Raw genomic sequence first — 18125 nt, forward strand, 5'->3', positions numbered from 1 at the left:
ATCCGTTCTCTTTTTCCATTTTTCACAACAGCGCTTTAGCAAATTAATACGGTATTTGGCTGTTATTTACTTCTAAGCCGGGAAGACTTAAAATGCTATCGAGAGAAAATCGGAGAACGGAGGATTTTGCATGGATGTGAATCACAATAAGCCGCTCCGTCTGATCAAAGATTATATATACATCATGATCGGCGCGGCGATTACGGGGGGCGTGTTTAACGTATTTTTGCTGCCGAACCGTATAGCAGCGGGGGGAGTAAGCGGGATCAGCACCATTTTAGAAACGTTTGGTTTTGAACCGGCTTACGTGCAGTGGATTATTAACATCCCTTTGTTTATCGCCGGAGTGATTATTCTCGGCGGGAAGTTCGGAATGAAGACACTGGTCGGTTCCATCGTTCTGCCGCTCGCCGTCTATTTAACAAGAGATCTGCCTGCCGCGACGACCCATGAACTGCTGGCGGCGATTTTCGGAGGCGTCGGGATCGGAACGGGAATCGGCATCGTGTATCTCGGCAAAGGCTCCACGGGGGGAACGGCTCTGGCGGGCCAGATCATTCACAAATACACGGGGCTGTCGCTGGGAACGTGCCTCGCCATCATGGACGGATTAATTGTGCTGAGCGCGATGCTCGTTTTCGGAGTGGAGCAGGGACTGTATGCGATGCTCGGGGTATTTATTTCAAGCAAAACGATTGATGTCGTGCAGGTCGGGTTCAACCGCTCCAAAATGGCTTTAATCATTACGCAGCATGAAGAAGCCGTCAGATCGGCCGTGTTTAAAGAAATCGACAGGGGCGTGACGAAGATTTCCGCAGTCGGCGGGTATACGGAACATGACCGGCCGATCTTAATGTGTGTCGTCGGCCAGACCGAATTCACAAAACTGAAACAAATCGTCAAACAAATTGATGAGTCGGCCTTTGTCATTGTCGCAGACGCAAGCGAGGTGCTCGGCGAGGGTTTCAAACGCGCGTAAACGGGGTTATAATAGCGAAGGGGTGCATCTTACATATGAAATCAAAATGGGCGCTGCTGGCGCTGGTTCTGACCATGTCCGTCCTGCTGGCGGCATGCGGCGGATCCAATGAATCGAAAAAAGAAAGCTCTGACAGCTCAGGCGGATCAAAAGCATCTGCGTCAGCAGGAGAAGAGCTTTATCAGCAAAGCTGTATCGGCTGTCACGGAAAAGACTTAGAAGGCGGCGGAGGCCCGAATTTACAGGAAGTCGGCGGGAAGTATGATGAAGCTAAAATTGAAAGCATCATTAAAAACGGACGCGGCAATATGCCGAGCCATCTTGTAAATGATGAGGAAGCCGCGAAGATCGCAAAATGGCTGTCACAGAAAAAATAACAGAAAAACCTTGCCTGTTATAGGGGCAAGGTTTTTTCACGGTCTGGGAATGAAAAGAAACTGTAATAGTAATATGTCTAAATTTGACGTATAATGAAGTGTACTGAGGAAAAGGAACTTTCAGATTTTTCATCTGTTTCCTGGTAAATCGGCCATAAACCGCAGTATTTTTACGAACTCTATGGCTGCAAGACATAATTAAAAGATTAGGTGATTTCATGATAGAGATGAAAGAAGTATATAAATCCTATCCGAACGGTGTAAAAGCGATTAACGGGCTGTCAGTCATGATTCATCCCGGAGAATTTGTATATGTCGTAGGACCGAGCGGAGCCGGTAAATCTACTTTTATTAAAATGATTTACAGAGAAGAAAAACCGACAAAAGGGCAAATATTGATTAATCATAAAGATCTCGCGTCTGTAAAAGAAAAAGAGATTCCTTTCGTGCGGCGTAAAATAGGTGTTGTTTTCCAGGACTTCAAACTTCTTCCAAAACTGACGGTATTTGAAAACGTCGCGTTCGCGCTTGAGGTGATCGGAGAGCAGCAGTCAGTCATTAAAAAACGCGTGCTCGAAGTGCTCGATCTTGTGCAGCTGAAGCATAAAGCGCGGCAGTTTCCCGACCAGCTTTCCGGAGGAGAACAGCAGCGTGTTTCCATCGCAAGATCTATCGTCAACAATCCTGACGTCGTGATAGCTGATGAACCGACGGGCAACCTTGATCCGGTAACATCATGGGAAGTCATGAAGACGCTGGAAGAGATTAATAACCGCGGAACGACCGTCGTGATGGCGACACACAATAAAGAAATAGTAAACACCATGAAGAAACGGGTCATCGCGATCGAAGACGGAATTATTGTGCGTGATGAGTCAAGAGGGGAGTATGGTTCTTATGATTAAAATTCTCGGGCGCCATTTGCGTGAGAGTTTTAAATCTCTCGGAAGAAACACATGGATGACATTTGCATCCATCAGTGCCGTTACCGTTACATTGATTTTGGTCGGCGTGTTTTTAGTCATTATGCTGAATTTAAACAACATGGCTAAAAATGCTGAAAAAGAAGTGGAAATTAAAGTATTAATCGATCTGACTTCCAATAAGAAAACGCAGGATACGCTGCAGAATGAGATTAAAGACATCTCGGGAATCCAAAGCGTAGAGTTTTCATCTAAAGATAAAGAGCTTGATCAATTGGTCAAAAGCTTCGGCGACAGCGGAAAGGCCATGAAAATGCAAGATCAGGAAAACCCGCTGAACAACGCGTTTATCGTCAAAACGACAGATCCGCATGATACGCCGAAAGTCGCGAAAAAAATTGAGAAGCTGGATCATGTGTATAAAGTGACATACGGGAAAGAAGAAGTCAGCCGTCTGTTTAAGATCGTCGGGGTGTCACGCAACATCGGGATTGCGTTAATCATCGGCCTTCTGTTCACGGCGATGTTCTTAATTTCAAATACGATTAAAATCACGATTTTCGCCAGAAGAAAAGAGATTGAAATCATGAAGCTTGTCGGCGCGACAAACTGGTTTATCCGCTGGCCGTTCTTCCTGGAAGGGCTGCTGCTGGGGGTATTCGGTTCTATCATACCGATCGCTCTCGTGCTGAGTACGTACCAGTCGATGGTCGCTTGGGTGGCCCCGAAAGTTCAGGGATCATTTGTTTCACTTCTGCCGTACAGTCCGTTTGTGTTCCAAGTATCACTTGTGCTCATTCTGATCGGCGCGGTTATCGGAGTATGGGGAAGTCTGACTTCCATCCGGAAATTCCTACGTGTATAAATACAAAAGCCAGTCTGATATAGACTGGCTTTTTTTAATGGTTTCGTTACTGAATGACGGGCACGGCCGGTGATCCGGGCTTTAATGTAAAGTCATAAGACGATTCGTCACGGTACATCGGGTCCGCATAAATAGAATCCGAATCGTTTGCCGTTCCTTTTTGGTACGCTGTGAATGAATCATATTCTCTGTTCTTCCAATTCCAAATGCCGTCTTTTCCGGCTTCTTTGTGATAGACGTTATGATTAACGGTATTGCCTTCGTTTTTTGTATAATCATTTGCGATAAAAATCCTTGAACCGCTTGCCGTCATGATGTTTTTTTCGATCGTGTTCCCTTTTGTGCCGTACTGCAGCAGCAGCTGGCCGCCGTCAAGGTCCTTCGTGTCATTTCGATACATAATGTTATGAGCGATCACCGAATTGATGGTGCCGCCGCGTTTCGTGTCATAGCCTCCGATTGAAATACCGGTGTAAGCATTGCCGTACACCTTGTTATCTGTAATCCGGATATCTTGTGCGTATTTCCCTTTATGTTCGGAAGTGGCTTCAATGCCGAGGTCATTGTTGTAAACGGTGTTCTTCTTAATGTCCACATGTTCTGCGCCGTCAACGTAAATACCGCCCGCTGAATATTCATCTCCGTAAGCGGGATTTCCGTAAGAAGAGTTATGGCTCACCGTATTGTTTTCAATGACGCCGTTTCGCGCATAGTCGTTTTGCTTGGACGTTCCTTCGTATCCGATTACGTCAATCCCGATATTGTTATTGTCCCGAATGGTATTGCCGGCAATCTTAAATCCGTCAACATTCCCGTTCAGCACGACCGCTTCGCTTGCGCCGAGCGTCAGTTTTTCAACCGTATTATTTGTGATGCTGACATCCTTCATGGCGCCTGTGCCGTAAAACGCGATGCCGTGTGCATTTCCCTCATCAGCCGTGGTTTTAATGTTTCGGATATGGTTGCCGTCAATGTTGATATGACTGCTTGATCCGGTGACATAGATTCCCATGGCCGTCGCATCTTCTGATGATACGGAGAGATTCTCAAGCGTAACGCCGTGAATGGTAATGTACTGTTTATTGCGGATTTGAATTAACGGAGTTTCAGAATCGCTTTTTGGCGCAGATTTGCCGCTGATGGCGACATGCTCATTCTGATAGTTCCGAAATGTAATCGGCTTTTCGGCCGTGCCGCTGTGCTTTACTTCAAACGTTTCATCGTACGTCCCTCCCCGAATCAATACGGTTGTCCCGGCCTCTGCCTTTTCAGCCGCATGTTTTAATGTGCGGAACGGCTTTTCTAACGTTCCTTCATTTTGGTCGCTGCCTGCGGGAGAAACATACAAGGCGTCCGTCTGCGTTTTTTCATTGGCCTCTGTTTTTGGCCAGACAAAGGCGGTAATTCCTGCGGCCAGAATCGCCGCGGATAAAATCGATAATTTTATTTTCATATCGCATTCTCCTGTATATTTAATGAATTGCATACAAAATATTATACGTTACCCATATATATGTAACAATCTCGCGTTTTCATTTTTTTGTTGCCGTTACATGAATTCTTTGCAATTTACACATACTATCTCCAGGTTTTCGTAAAAGGACTAAGAGGAGGTAAACGATGAAGCAGAAAATGATCGCAGTGATAGCGGCCGTCAGCATCATGTGCGGCGGAGCTCATATTGCCGGGGCAGTACAGCCGAATTCATCAGACGCAGAAAGAAGCCGGGCAATGGAAAAAATCGAAAAAGCATATGAGCTGATCTCGAACGAATACGTGGAAAATGTAGATAAAGAAAAGCTTCTTGAAGGAGCGATTCAGGGGATGCTGTCTACATTAAACGACCCTTATTCCGTTTATATGGACAAGCAGACCGCTAAGCAGTTTTCCGATTCTCTTGATTCTTCTTTCGAAGGGATCGGCGCTGAAGTCGGTATGGAGGACAATAAAATCATTATCGTATCACCGTTTAAGCAATCTCCGGCGGAAAAAGCGGGACTCAAGCCGAATGATGAAATCATCAGCATAAACGGCGAGTCAATGAACGGGAAAGGTTTAAACGAAGCCGTGCTGAAAATCAGAGGAAAAAAAGGATCGAAGGTTTCTATTAAAATACAGCGTCCGGGTACTGATAAACAGCTGTCATTCCGGATTAAAAGAGCGGAAATCCCGCTTGAAACCGTATTTGCTTCCCGCAAAGAATCAGGCGGTCATCATGTCGGCTACATCGGAATATCGACATTTTCCGAGCATACCGCCCAGGACTTCGCCGCGGCGCTGAAAAAGCTTGAAAAACAAGGGATTGACGGTCTCGTCCTTGATGTAAGAGGGAATCCCGGCGGCTACCTTCAAAGCGTCGAACAAATTTTAAAGCATTTCATCACAAAAGACATGCCGTATATCCAAATTGCGGAGCGTAACGGCGATAAAAAACAATATTTCTCAACCTTAAAACATAAGAAGCCGTATCCCGTCAATGTCATCACGGATAAAGGAAGCGCCTCCGCTTCAGAAATTCTTGCGGGCGCGTTAAAAGAAGCGGGACATTATGACGTTGTCGGCGACACTTCTTTCGGTAAAGGAACGGTTCAGCAGGCCGTGCCTATGGGAGACGGGAGCAACATTAAATTGACGCTTTACAAATGGCTGACACCGAAAGGCAATTGGATCCACAAAAAAGGCATTGCTCCGACAATCGCCGTGAGCCAGCCGGATTATTTTGCGGCGGGACCGCTTCAGCTGAAACAGCCGCTTCAGCCTGATATGAACAGCGCGGATGTCAAACACGCCCAAATCCTGCTGAAAGGCCTAGGCTTCGACCCGGGCAGAGCGGACGGCTATTTCAGCAAAACAATGAAAAAAGCCGTTCTGGCGTTTCAAGACCGGTACAAGCTTGATAAAACAGCGGTCATTGATAAAAAGACAGCGGAAAAAATGAATCAGCTGATGAATGAAAAGAAATCTGACGAAAAAAATGATTTACAGCTGCAAATGGCGTTAAAATCATTATTTGTAAAATAAATGAAGAGGAGGCGTTTTTTTCGTCTCCTGTTTCTTTTGTCATACTCTAAAAACGAACCAAAAGACATATAATTATGTCGGTTTTGACAAGATATTAAAAAAATTTTCACATTTAAACATTTATAAAGGACAAACATTACCCGATATTTATAGAGAAGAGAGACTTTATGCCGAGTTAATATGTATTCAAAATGAAACTTTTGAAAGTTGCCTCAGTCAGTTTTAGTTCTTACAATAAAAGAAGGTTCTAATAGAGAACAGTTTTAGTTTGGCAGCTGCATTTCAGTATCGAAAGCAGAAGTGTTTGCGGCGCTTCAGCACGGCAGCTGTAATCACCCGTGCTTATCTGGATAAAAAAATGGGGGTTCACAATTGAAGAGGGCAAGTATTGTGCGTGAAAAAAAATATTATGAATTAGTGGAACAACTAAAAGACCGAACAAAAGACGTTACATTTTCATCAACAAAAGCACTAAGTCTTCTTATGCTGTTCAGCAGATACCTGGTCAATTACACAAATGTTGAATGTGTTCACGATATCAATGAGGAGTGTGCAAAGCATTATTTCACCTACTTAATGAAAAACCATAAACGTTTAGGAATCAATCTGACGGATATTAAACGGTCCATGCTTCTGATCAGCGGTGTGATCGAGGTGGAGGTTGACCACTATCTGAAAGATTTCTCTCTCTCAAATGTAACGCTGTGGATGACGGAAGAGAGATAGACGTTTGAGATATTCAAGCCAATGATTATTTGGTAGAATAGAATTAAAATGTTTGGCTTGAGGCGGTGAAAGCAATGTCTGTTCAATGGGGAATTGAACTTCTGAAAAGTATCGGTCTGTTTTTTTTGCACCCGATGTTCTGGTTTTTTATCATCATAAGTCTCGCATGCGGATATTTGCGGATCAAACGTGAACGCCATACGTTTCATACAAAAATCGCGGATATGTATGACGAGCTTATCTTTACATACATAAAAGGACTTATACCGGGTATTCTTCTCTCCATATTATTTTTTGGACTGGGAATTTCGATTCCATTCGGTCTTCTCGGCATAATCGCGGCCGTGACGGCTTTAGCTTCGCTGACGTTCCGTATGAATTGGCTGTCCTCAGCTTATATTGTCAGCGCCGGCATGTTCATTGCGTTTCTCCTTCAGTATACCCACACAGTGCCGTTTGCGGATCGGTTTCCGCAGGCATTCGGCGTGAATTGGGCATCGGCGGCCGTGTTTATGGGCCTTTTGATTATCACGGAGGGAGCGGCTGCCTGCCGTTCAGCGCATCTGAAAACATCTCCGGCGCTTGTCGTCAGCAGCAGAGGCCTGCCCATCGGCCGTCAATTGGCGAATCGCGCATGGCTGCTTCCGCTTTTCTTATTGGTGCCGGGCAGCGGGCTTGAGTCACACCTTTCTTGGTGGCCTGTCTTTACCGTGCCGGGCGGCTCTTTCCATTTGATCTGGATTCCTTATATCGCCGGCTTCGGACAGCGTGTGCAGGGGTCACTTCCGGAAGTCAGCATAAGGATAACGGCGAAACGTGTCATGATTCTCGGGGTTATCGTGACCGCATTCGGGGCAGCGGCCCTTTGGTGGACTCCGCTTGCCGGAGCTGCCGCTTGTATTGCGGTGCTCGGACGCCTGTTTTTATCATTAAGACAGCGGCTGAACGATAACGCGGCTCCGTTTTATTTCTCTAAGCGGGATCAGGGCTTAATGGTGCTCGGCATCATTCCGAATACACCCGCGGACGATCTTGAGCTGAAGATCGGTGAGATTATTACGAAAGTAAACGGCATCCCCGTGAAGCATGTATCGGATTTTTATGAAGCACTTCAAAAAAACCGCGCATTTGTAAAAATGGAGATCATCGGCCTGAACGGTGAGATCCGGTTTGATCAGCGCGCGTCCTATGAAGGCGAACATCATGAATTAGGTATTTTATTCGTGCAGGATGAACACGAGCACGAAGAAATGACAGCATTATAATGTGATTTTTCATAATTATTCGGAATAGTTTCAAGAACTCCTAAAAACTAGATTTCAAAATAAAACAGCTAAGAAAATTATATTTTCTTAGCTGTTTTATTTTGAAATAATAAAAAAATAAATGAAGGAGAGGTATGGCTTATTGGAAAGGTTATTGCTAACTCCAAAACCTTTAGAAGATGAATCTTTAGCAGGATATATATTAAGAATAACTGATTATAATGGTTATGTTGGATAGGGGGAGTACATTATAAAAAAGCTTTTACTTAAGAGATTACCGTTGATTTCACTTGGAGTTATAGCTTACATACTGACAAAATACGCGCAGAACCATCAGGATTGGGCGGAAAAATACAGTAGGTCTGTATATCCGTTATTGTCAAAAATAGTAGGACTTGTACCTTCTTGGGTCACATTTTCTGTTAGTGAATGGCTCGTCGTGTTGGTTGTGTTACTATTTCTATTTTATATCGTTTATTATGTGCGCAAGGTCATCATGAGTAAAGGTGCACGTAGGATGGTAGTTTATCGTGGTGCTCTAGGAATCGTTACGATCTGTAGCGTGATATATTTTTGTTATACTATTTTGGGTGGAATAAACTATCACAGATATTCTTTTTTGTCTCATACCGAATATAAAGAAGAGAACTACAGCAAGGAAGAACTGGTTAAATTGAGTAAGTCACTTGCCGTTGAAATGGAATTGGCAAGGGAAAAGTTAGCGGATACTGATCTTTTGGCTCATGTACCAGAGGTTTTTGATTATTATGCACAACACGCAGTGTTCTCGATGCAAATGTTATCAAAGAAATATCCTGTTTTGGAGCATTCATATTCAACACCAAAACCAGTGGTGATGTCAAAACTAATGTCGCATGCAGGGATACATGGTATTTTTGTCCCTTTTACTTATGAATCCAATATCAATGTTAATGTGCCAGTTTTTTTGGTGCCTGCTACTATGGCGCATGAATTGGCACATCAGAGTGGTTTCATGCATGAGGATGAGGCTAATTTTATAGCTTATCTGGCATGTAAGCAGCAGGATGATCCAATGATACTATACAGTGGTTTATTTCTGGCATTTGATTATTCTATATCTGAGCTAAAGAAAGTGGATCCAGATAAGGCGTCTGATATAATGTCCAGTCTGTCCAAAGCGGTGCGGCATGATATAGAACAAAATGAGCAGTACCGGGATAAGTATGAGGGTGTTATTTCAAGTATTTCAAGAAATGTAAATGACGTATATCTGAAGGCAAATAATCAGACAGACGGTTTGAATAGCTATAGTGATATGGTGAATTTGTTGCTGGCAGAGCAGCGAGAGATAGAGAAGTACAATTAAATGTATCTTGAATACTTATAGGTTTATATAGTAATGATAGTGGGCTCAAGTTGAACATAGGAGTGAGTGAAATAAATAAAATAAAAGTAATTCCTATTCCATATGCTGGAGCGTCGGTAAATGTATTTCATGAATGGAAAAAACTATTGCCGGATAGATATGAATTGTTTATGAGTGAATTGGCTGGAAGAGGAACTCGATTCAGCGAGCCTTGCTACCAGTCTGTTGATGAAGCAAGTGAAGATATCGCCAAAAGAATAAGTGAACAATTAGAATATGACGATGAATATGTTATATTTGGACACAGTATGGGAGCCTTATTGACTTATGAGATATATTATAAACTTAAGCAAATGGGAATTAAGGAACCAAGGCATCTGTTTTTTTCTGGGCGAGATGCTCCACATATTTTTGAAAAGAGAGAAGACATTGAAAATATGACTAATGAAACTTTCTTGACAAAGGTGGAACAATATGGGGGAATACCAGAGGAGTTTTATACAAAAGAGATTATGGATATGTTTCTTCCGATTTTGCGAGCAGATTTTATAATTTTGGACAATTATAAGTTTCAGCCCAAAGCAGAAAAAATAAGTTGTGGAGTAAGCGTTTTTTATGCGGATAGCGATTTTTCGACTCATATCAATGAAATGCATAAATGGAGTGAAGTTGTTGAAGGAAACGTGAAATTTCATAAGTTTAAAGGAGAACATTTTTTTTTGAATCGGTATCCTAATGATATTGTAAATACTATTGTTAAAGATACAGAGACTCAAAATATTTACCAGGCCACCCACCTGGATCGCCTGGAAATACGGGGGTAATCTCCCCCAATAATTCTATTTTGAATTAATTCAAATGAGAGAAACGTTAAAGTCTCAAGTAGTGGTGTAAAAAAGAACTGTGCCTTTTGACAAGGGAAGCCACGGTATGATTCTACTAAAGTGACGCGACTCAACTTTAGAAGGAGGATCAATGTGTTTTGAAATATTATATTTAAAATAAATTTTATCAGTCTGAGAATCCTTCAATGATTGTTACTTAATTTTGCTTAATTATAAAAGTAATATTCAATAATTGTTTTAGGTAGGTTTTAGTAAGGAGAATTATGAAAAAAATTAAGAAAAAACATTGGAAATAATAAGCTTTGCAGTTTTATTAATTATGAAAAATCACATATAAAAAGCCTGGTGCCGCTAACAACACGGCGGCCGGGCTTTTTTTACGGCCGGATTACGATGTCAGCGCCGAACTTGATCGGAACTCTCAGCCATTTACATTCCCCTTTTCTCTTGTAAATCAAAAGATTCTCATAGAGCAAACGGCATTGCGGTGACACTTTCGAGAGAGAAAAATAAGAAGGAAAACTGGAAAAGGTTCCGGAAAGCAGATGCTTACGGAACCTTTTTCGTTTACGCCGAATGGCTTTTTTTCGTCTGAACGGTTTCCCCGGACTTGATACCAAGCGATACGAACAAGCCGATCACAGAAACTCCGATCAATATGATAAACAGAATATGAAACCCGGAGATTAAACCGATCAGCGCTGAAGAAATAATGCTTCCGAAATAACGGAAGGTGGAGAAAATCCCGGATGCGATGCCGGACATGCCCGGTTCTACCGTCGCAAGAGAAGATACCTGCATGCTCGTCAGCCCCGCACCTGACGCGATGCCTCCGACAATAAGCGATGCCATAAGAAACGGAACGGAATGGGAATAAACCAAAAGAAAAAATAAGAGATTGGCTACGGCCATCAGCCCGAAGGACAGAAAAATCATTCTTCGCGCGCCCCATTTCTGATGCAGCTGAGCTCCGCCCCAGTTGCTGGCGGACATGAAAACAGAAAAGACTGACAGCGCCATGCCGCTGTGCGACGTGTTCATGCTGAAGTGGCCGGTCATAAAGAGCGGCATAATCAATAACACGGCGTACATCATTAAATTGCTTAACAGAACCGACAGATTGGCGCTCGTAAAGGTTGTGTTTTTAAACAGATCAAAATCAATAATCGGATGTTTTGTGCGCAGCTCCCGCCTGAAAAATAGCGGAACAAATACGAGAATGAGCAGTGCGTACACCCAATAGCCCAAAGAGCTTTCATTTTTCGTCAGAAGAATAATAGATACAATGCTTCCGGCAAGCAAAACGGACCCGATGATATCAAGCGGAGCGTCAGACGTTTCTTCTTTATATTTAGGAAACATCACTAATGCCGTCACGAGTGCGATTGCAAGAAACGGAATGTTGACCCAAAAGATCGAATGCCAGCTGAAGCTCTCAATTAAAAGAGAGCCGATAAACGGACCGAGAGCCGCGCCCAGCCCGGCACCGAGGCCGAAAAAGCCGAATACTTTCGGAAGCCGTTTTTCAGACACGACATGGCGGATGATGGCGATGCTGTTTGGCGTAAGCAAAGCGCCGCCGGCAGCCTGAAGCGCCCGGAAGAAAATCAATAAGAAAAAACTTGGCGAGAGGGCGCACCCCAATGATGCGATGAGAAAAAGGCCGACGCCCCATAAATACATTTTTTTGTTTCCGTACATATCACCGAGTTTGCCGGCAATGGGCTGTGTCACGGCCATCACGATTAAATACACGGTCACTACCCATGTGATGCTGGCAATTGATTCGCTGAATGAGCGGGAAATGGATGAAAGGGCGACTGCGATCATCGTAGAATTGATGGGAACGAGTATGGCTCCCAGCAAAAGCGAAACGATCAGCGCCCATTCTTTCTTTGAACCCATCCTTCATCCTCCTTGGAGCCGGAAAATGACCGGCCGGTAATGCCTTTCATGAAAATCTCAGTGCTGTGTTTCAGCATCGTTTCCTCAGAGAGAGTGATGACTCTTTTCCCCAGCTGCAGCCGGTGTATAAAATAACCGAAAATCATCGTCATAAAGACGTCTGCATTAGCTTCTTCACTGCCGGGGCTTATCATATTTTTCTTTGTCAGCTCCTTAAAGTAAACGATTAAATGCTTTTTCACGGATTGCGGATATACGACAATATCCTGCAGGACGTCTTCGAATAGTTCCGGTTCGCGCAGGCAGATGCGAAATACTTCTTTTTTTTGTTCCAATTGCTGAAGAAGGGTCGTGGCGAAATGAAGAAGATCCTCATACAAATCGCCTTCCGCCTTAGTGATCATGCTTTCCGGAACCGGCGTCTGCTGTTCAATCATGGCTTTCATTAATCCTTGTTTGTTTTTAAAATTACGGAAAATCGTTGCTTCGCTTACTTTTGCTTTTTCTGCGATTTCTTTTGTTGTCGCTGCGCGGTATCCTTTTTGGATGATCAGATTCATCGCGGCGTCAATAATTCTCTTGTTCGTCGTTCTCAACATGTTTCACCTCGCGTAAATACTGGCAGGACAAGTATACACCCACCCTGCCCGTCAATAAAGAGGGAAACCTAGCATGAAGCGCGTTTGACAATCGTAATCTTGCCGTTTGTCCCGTCCACCGTGACGATATCTCCGTCGTTGAGCCTGTCAGTCGCGGCACGTGTGCCGAGAACGGCCGGGAGCCCGTATTCCCTCGCGATGATCGCCGCATGTGACAGGATGCCGCCCGTGTCCGTAATGACGGCCTTTGCATCCTGGAACAGACTGGTCCACAGCGGTGTCGTCATTTTGCAGACAAGCACGTCTCCTGTTGAAAAACGGGAAAATTCACTTGCGTCACGAATGACTTTCACAGGGCCGCTTGCGATTCCGCTTGACGCCGCAAGTCCGTAAATTTGATGTTCAGTGTTTTTTTCATCTTCTGTGATGGAGCCGGTAATCTGTTCAGCCATTTTCAGCTGTTCCGAAGTCGGAGTCCCGAGATAAGCGGGGGCTTCAAGCAATTGATATTGCTGGAAGAGCTGTTTTCGTTCAGCGGCTTTTTCCTGCATCGGAACCGGCGACACGAGCGCTTTCTCGACTTCATCGCTGTATAAGTACCACATATCCTCCCGATCATCGATTACGCCTTGTTTTTGAAGCAGCTCGCCGATTTTCAGAAGGCAAAGGCGCGCTTTGGCGTCCAGCATCGCATCAATATAAAAATGGTGATCATCTTTGATGACGGATGAAGACAATGTCCACTGATAATAGCGGTCAAACGTCTCCCGGAAGCCGTCATCTTCAATTCTATCCATAAAGTCGGCGTAGAGCTGTTTTCGTTTTTCTATCGTTTTATGAAACTCACTGTCAAAATCGTATCCGTTCCGGACATAGTTCTGAATGTTGGCCAAAGCGAAATAAGGGTTTTCCGCCCAAGTTTCTTCAATGAGATCATGACTTTTCACGGATCTCCAGCCGTATTCCTGTAAAAATTCACCGACTTGTTCGAGAAAGCGTTTTCCCTCATTTGATTGCAGAAGCGTCTGATGCAGCTCATCGGCATGAGAAACCGTAAAAACGCGCCGCAGCTCAGGGCTGTCTTTTACTTGTCCGGAAAGCAGCCAGAGCTGTCTGTCGGTCTCCAATGACTTATTCATGACGCCAGCCAGCATTTCGTACAGAAGGGAGGTGTTTTCTTTCTCAACCTGTCCGTACATAGATTCCAGCATCATGTTTAACGCAACCTGCGGAAAGATAATATTGAAATGTTCTGCGTATCCTTTTAAATAGAAGTCTTGCAGGTTTCGGAACGCATCAAGGGCAGTCTCCGGCGTATGATGGTCTGTATGCGCCAGTTCGTCCAGCTTTTGATAAAAAGGCAGAAAGGTTTCCTGAATAATATCGTACATACGGTCAGCCAAAACGGGGAAAAGCGCTTCTAACTGTTCTGCAGGCAGCTTGTCGTCCGTCTTATGCTGTCTGGAAAAAACACGGCCCTGATGAAGTTTGACACGCTCGATTTCGATGCCCATTACAGGGAATGCCTTCGTGCTCTCTTTGAGGCCGTATTCCAAAGCCGGCACAATGAGTGAGGCGAATAACGGGCTGACGGGGCCTTCTATATTGGCCTCCATATTGAGCCAAAAATCTTTCTGATCCCGGGGCGTCATGATAAATTCCCGTTCTTCGTCTGCCGCTTTCTGATCCTGCACGATCGTTGTAATCGGCCTGGCCTGAAGCAGATACAGCTTATTTTCGGCAAATCCGAATTCAAGATCCACGGGATAACCGTACAGTTCTTCCGTCTTTATCGTCAGCATGGCAAGCTCTTTGATGCTCTCGTCATCAAGGCAGAAGCGGCTTCTCATGTCAGCGGTCGTCTCTTTTTCCGTCACGCCTTCGTCTTTAGAAACGATATACATTTCTTTTAAGCCGATTTCTTTTTCAATCTGAAATGTATCTTTATTGACGATAAATGTGTCGGGCGTCACGCTGCCGGAGACGATTGCTTCTCCGAGACCGTAGCTCGCGCTGATCATCAGTTCTCCGTCATCGTGTGTGACGGGGTTGCGGCTGAAAATGACTCCTGAAACCTCGGAATTGATCAGCCCTTGCACGACAACGCCCATTAACGGTTCTGCGGTGTCATTGTTCATTTTCTCTTTATAGCCGCTGACCCGCGCCGAGAAGAAGGAAGCCCAGCATTCTTTCACTTTTCCGAGAAACTCTTCTTCTGTTTTGATATTTAAATAGGTTTCGTACTGGCCTGCGAAAGAAGCCCCTTCAAGATCTTCGGACGCGGAGGAGGAACGTACGGCGACAGAGGCGTATGATTCTCTCAATTCATAAAACGACGCGGTCAGTTCCTCCCGAAGCTCTTTTGAAAACGTGCCGTTCATAATGGCGCGCTCCATCTGTTCCTGATCTGCTTGAAGCCCGTTGTCTTCCATAAAACGTGTCAGGGCATTCGTCTGAATGATGAAACCGCCGGGAACGGGCAGCCCGTTTTTCGTCAGTTTAATCAGGTTCATTCCTTTTGCTCCTGCAGAGCGGCTCGATTCTTCCGCTTTTTGAAATCGCACTGAATACATGCGGTATGACCCCCTTTTTTTCTTCATCCAAGAAAAATGATAGTAAACACTATCATTACATTGTAAAGAGGGAGGAAGAAACTGTCAAAGATACAAAGACCTAAACCTTCTCATCCTTTCGGCTGAAGAAAGGTAATTCGATTCATCTGGTTAATGGTTCAATGGATTTATATTCACAATTTTTTTGACAGATGATTGAAGACTGCCGAAAAAGGGTATTGTGATAGCAGGGGAACGATTGTCCGATTCTTCATTTTTTACTATAATCAGATGAGATGAAGAATTCCCGAGGAGGGTTTTTGTGATTACAAAAGCCGTTTTTGCATTATGTTTCCCTTTTATGCTGGTCGTCCTTTTTACGCGCGTCACGTTTAACCACTATGTGGCGATCGCTCTCACAGCCGCACTGCTTTTCGCATCCTATTTAAAGGGTTACACCGAAACGTATTTTATCGTTGGATTGGATGTCGTATCGCTGGTGGCCGGAGGGCTGTACATGGCCAAAAAAGAAGCAGACAAAAAGAAAGACAATGCCTGACATGGTGAATATGAAATAGAATGCCTGCTTTTACGCCATAAAAGCAGGTTTTTTATACAAAAATTGACTTGGTAAAAATAAACCATCGAACTTTAGTTCGTATTTTTAGTGATTTTGCCCGTCATTGTGTTACTATATCAATAGGAAGATTTCGTAAAGAAACGGAGGCTTTTTTGTGAAAGATCGTTTTGAGTTAGTCTCGAAATATCAGCCCCAGGGAGATCAGCCGCAAGCGATTGAGAAGCTTGTCAAAGGAATACAGGAAGGCAGAAAACACCAGACTCTCCTGGGTGCGACAGGGACGGGCAAAACCTTTACCGTGTCCAATCTGATTAAAGAAGTGAATAAACCGACACTGGTCATTGCCCATAACAAAACCCTTGCCGGACAGCTGTACAGCGAGTTTAAGGAGTTTTTCCCGAACAACGCTGTCGAATATTTTGTCAGCTATTACGATTACTATCAGCCGGAGGCGTACGTGCCTCAAACGGATACTTTTATAGAGAAAGACGCAAGCATTAATGATGAAATTGATAAACTGAGACACTCCGCGACATCCTCTCTGTTTGAACGGAGAGATGTCATTATTATCGCAAGTGTGTCATGCATATACGGTCTCGGTTCGCCTGAAGAATACCGGGAGATGGTTGTGTCGCTCAGACCGGAAATGGAGATTGAGCGGAACGAGCTGCTGAGAAAGCTTGTGGATATCCAGTATGCCCGCAATGATATCGACTTTCAGCGCGGGACGTTCCGCGTGCGCGGAGACGTTGTGGAAATCTTCCCGGCTTCCCGTGACGAACATTGTATCAGAGTGGAATTTTTCGGAGATGAAATTGAGCGGATCAGAGAGGTCGACGCTTTGACAGGAGAAATTCTCGGCGACCGTGACCATGTCGCGATTTTCCCGGCTTCCCACTTCGTCACCCGGGCGGAAAAGATGGAAAAAGCGATTCTGAATATTGAACAGGAGCTTGAGGAGCGCTTGAAAGTGATGCACGAAAACGGCAAGCTCCTTGAAGCGCAGCGGCTTGAGCAGCGGACGAGATACGATCTTGAAATGATGCGGGAAATGGGTTTTTGCTCAGGGATCGAGAACTATTCAAGACATTTGACACTCCGTCCGCCGGGCTCTACGCCATATACGCTGCTTGATTATTTTCCGGACGATTTTATGATTGTCGTTGATGAATCACATGTGACGATTCCGCAGGTGCGCGGCATGTTCAACGGTGACCAGGCGAGAAAACAGGTGCTTGTCGATCACGGGTTCCGCCTGCCGTCAGCGCTTGACAACCGTCCGCTCCGATTCGAGGAATTTGAGAAACACATGCACAATATCGTGTACGTGTCGGCGACTCCGGGACCGTATGAAATTGAGCATACGCCGGAAATGATCGAGCAGATCATCAGACCGACGGGACTCCTCGATCCCCTCATTGACGTCCGGCCGATCGAAGGACAGATTGATGATCTGATCGGTGAGATTCAGGCGAGGATAGAACGGAATGAACGCGTTCTCGTGACGACTTTAACGAAAAAAATGTCAGAGGATCTGACCGATTATCTCAAGGAAATCGGCATCAAGGTCAATTATCTGCATTCCGAGATTAAGACGCTTGAACGGATTGAAATCATCCGTGACCTCCGCCTTGGAAAACATGATGTGTTAATCGGCATCAACCTGCTGAGGGAAGGGCTTGATATTCCGGAAGTGTCACTTGTCGCCATTCTCGATGCGGATAAAGAAGGCTTCCTTCGTTCTGAACGTTCGCTGATTCAGACGATCGGACGGGCGGCACGAAACGCGGAAGGCCGCGTCATCATGTATGCCGATAAAATCACGAATTCGATGGAAATCGCGATTAATGAAACGAAGCGCCGCCGGGAACAGCAGGAGCGCTTTAACGAAATTCACGGCATTACGCCGCAAACGATCAATAAGGAAATCCGCGATGTGATCCGCGCGACGCAGGCCGCTGAGGATAAAGAAGAATATAAAACAAAAGCCGCGCCTAAACTGGCGAAGATGACGAAGAAAGAACGCCAGAAAGTCGTTGAGCAAATGGAGCACGAAATGAAAGAAGCGGCCAGAGCGCTTGATTTCGAGCGGGCGGCAGAGCTTCGTGATTTACTGTTAGAGCTTAAAGCGGAAGGATGA

General features: G+C 44.8%; 15 protein-coding genes. 11 read left to right on the forward strand and 4 right to left on the reverse strand.

From position 1 onward, the window contains the following. The first annotated feature begins 130 nt into the window (after positions 1–130). The 4 genes from ABK447_RS02850 (at position 131) to ftsX (ending at position 3144) form a co-directional block, all read left to right on the forward strand. On the forward strand, positions 131–979 hold the full coding sequence (locus tag ABK447_RS02850) for a YitT family protein (RefSeq protein ID WP_094031327.1): 849 nt from the start codon (positions 131–133) through the stop codon (positions 977–979). 35 nt (positions 980–1014) lie between these two features. Next, a complete protein-coding gene (gene cccB, locus ABK447_RS02855; protein ID WP_003151417.1) occupies positions 1015–1356 on the forward strand; it encodes a cytochrome c551 in 342 nt (113 codons plus the stop codon). A gap of 218 nt (positions 1357–1574) precedes the next feature. Next, positions 1575–2261: a cell division ATP-binding protein FtsE gene (gene ftsE, locus ABK447_RS02860; protein WP_007407465.1), complete on the forward strand. Its 687-nt coding sequence runs from the start codon at positions 1575–1577 to the stop codon at positions 2259–2261. Next, on the forward strand, positions 2254–3144 hold the full coding sequence (gene ftsX / locus ABK447_RS02865; protein WP_007407464.1) for a permease-like cell division protein FtsX: 891 nt from the start codon (positions 2254–2256) through the stop codon (positions 3142–3144). Before ftsE ends, ftsX begins: the two co-directional genes overlap by 8 nt. A gap of 46 nt (positions 3145–3190) precedes the next feature. Here the strand turns inward: ftsX and ABK447_RS02870 are convergent, their stop codons facing one another. Then, positions 3191–4597 (reverse strand): nitrous oxide reductase family maturation protein NosD, encoded by a 1407-nt coding sequence (locus tag ABK447_RS02870; protein ID WP_094031326.1) that lies wholly within the window; start codon positions 4595–4597, stop codon positions 3191–3193. Between the two features lie 209 nt (positions 4598–4806). Here ABK447_RS02870 and ABK447_RS02875 point away from each other — a divergent pair, with 209 nt between their 5' ends. The 5 genes from ABK447_RS02875 (at position 4807) to ABK447_RS02895 (ending at position 10328) form a co-directional block, all read left to right on the forward strand. Beyond that, on the forward strand, positions 4807–6165 hold the full coding sequence (locus ABK447_RS02875) for a S41 family peptidase (RefSeq protein WP_372703470.1): 1359 nt from the start codon (positions 4807–4809) through the stop codon (positions 6163–6165). A gap of 372 nt (positions 6166–6537) precedes the next feature. Next, positions 6538–6891 (forward strand): swarming motility protein SwrAA, encoded by a 354-nt coding sequence (gene swrA, locus ABK447_RS02880; RefSeq protein WP_012118562.1) that lies wholly within the window; start codon positions 6538–6540, stop codon positions 6889–6891. Positions 6892–6965: 74 nt separating this feature from the next. Further along, the gene (locus ABK447_RS02885) at positions 6966–8156 is read left to right on the forward strand and encodes a S1C family serine protease (protein ID WP_007407459.1); all 1191 of its coding nucleotides are present in this window, start codon (positions 6966–6968) and stop codon (positions 8154–8156) included. Positions 8157–8436: 280 nt separating this feature from the next. After that, positions 8437–9504: a DUF3810 domain-containing protein gene (locus ABK447_RS02890; protein ID WP_094031325.1), complete on the forward strand. Its 1068-nt coding sequence runs from the start codon at positions 8437–8439 to the stop codon at positions 9502–9504. Positions 9505–9554: 50 nt separating this feature from the next. Further along, positions 9555–10328 carry a thioesterase II family protein gene (locus tag ABK447_RS02895; RefSeq protein ID WP_094031324.1) on the forward strand — a complete coding sequence of 258 codons (774 nt, stop codon included), beginning with the start codon at positions 9555–9557 and terminating at the stop codon, positions 10326–10328. 588 nt (positions 10329–10916) lie between these two features. Here the strand turns inward: ABK447_RS02895 and ABK447_RS02900 are convergent. The 3 genes from ABK447_RS02900 to ABK447_RS02910 all read right to left on the reverse strand — a co-directional run bounded on the left by ABK447_RS02900 (position 10917) and on the right by ABK447_RS02910 (position 15426). Continuing rightward, entirely contained in the window at positions 10917–12254 is a 1338-nt protein-coding gene (locus ABK447_RS02900) for an MFS transporter (protein WP_094031323.1), read from the reverse strand. Next, complete coding sequence (locus tag ABK447_RS02905) at positions 12227–12850, reverse strand: TetR/AcrR family transcriptional regulator (RefSeq protein ID WP_045208990.1); 624 nt, start codon at positions 12848–12850, stop codon at positions 12227–12229. The genes ABK447_RS02900 and ABK447_RS02905 overlap by 28 nt, the downstream gene beginning before the upstream one ends. Before the next feature lie 71 nt (positions 12851–12921). Then, entirely contained in the window at positions 12922–15426 is a 2505-nt protein-coding gene (locus tag ABK447_RS02910) for a PEP/pyruvate-binding domain-containing protein (protein WP_094031322.1), read from the reverse strand. Between the two features lie 301 nt (positions 15427–15727). On the opposite strand from ABK447_RS02910, the gene ABK447_RS02915 reads away from it, so the two are divergent. Together ABK447_RS02915 and uvrB are read left to right on the forward strand one after the other, a co-directional pair. Beyond that, positions 15728–15964: a CsbA family protein gene (locus ABK447_RS02915; RefSeq protein ID WP_003151438.1), complete on the forward strand. Its 237-nt coding sequence runs from the start codon at positions 15728–15730 to the stop codon at positions 15962–15964. Between the two features lie 175 nt (positions 15965–16139). Further along, positions 16140–18125 (forward strand): excinuclease ABC subunit UvrB, encoded by a 1986-nt coding sequence (gene uvrB / locus ABK447_RS02920; RefSeq protein ID WP_003151439.1) that lies wholly within the window; start codon positions 16140–16142, stop codon positions 18123–18125.

It is taken from the genome of Bacillus sp. hwrm1 (assembly GCF_040207805.1).
In the GTDB taxonomy this organism is placed as follows: Bacteria; Bacillota; Bacilli; order Bacillales; family Bacillaceae; genus Bacillus; species Bacillus velezensis.

Coding starts and splice junctions, on each gene's coding strand:
- ABK447_RS02875 (WP_372703470.1), top strand. CDS start 4,807: ATGTGCGGCGGAGCTCATATTGCCGGGGCAGTACAGCCGAATTCATCA.
- ftsE (WP_007407465.1), top strand. CDS start 1,575: ATGATAGAGATGAAAGAAGTATATAAATCCTATCCGAACGGTGTAAAA.
- ftsX (WP_007407464.1), top strand. CDS start 2,254: ATGATTAAAATTCTCGGGCGCCATTTGCGTGAGAGTTTTAAATCTCTC.
- cccB (WP_003151417.1), top strand. CDS start 1,015: ATGAAATCAAAATGGGCGCTGCTGGCGCTGGTTCTGACCATGTCCGTC.
- ABK447_RS02900 (WP_094031323.1), bottom strand. CDS start 12,254: ATGGGTTCAAAGAAAGAATGGGCGCTGATCGTTTCGCTTTTGCTGGGA.
- ABK447_RS02910 (WP_094031322.1), bottom strand. CDS start 15,426: ATGTATTCAGTGCGATTTCAAAAAGCGGAAGAATCGAGCCGCTCTGCA.
- ABK447_RS02850 (WP_094031327.1), top strand. CDS start 131: ATGGATGTGAATCACAATAAGCCGCTCCGTCTGATCAAAGATTATATA.
- ABK447_RS02885 (WP_007407459.1), top strand. CDS start 6,966: ATGTCTGTTCAATGGGGAATTGAACTTCTGAAAAGTATCGGTCTGTTT.
- ABK447_RS02870 (WP_094031326.1), bottom strand. CDS start 4,597: ATGAAAATAAAATTATCGATTTTATCCGCGGCGATTCTGGCCGCAGGA.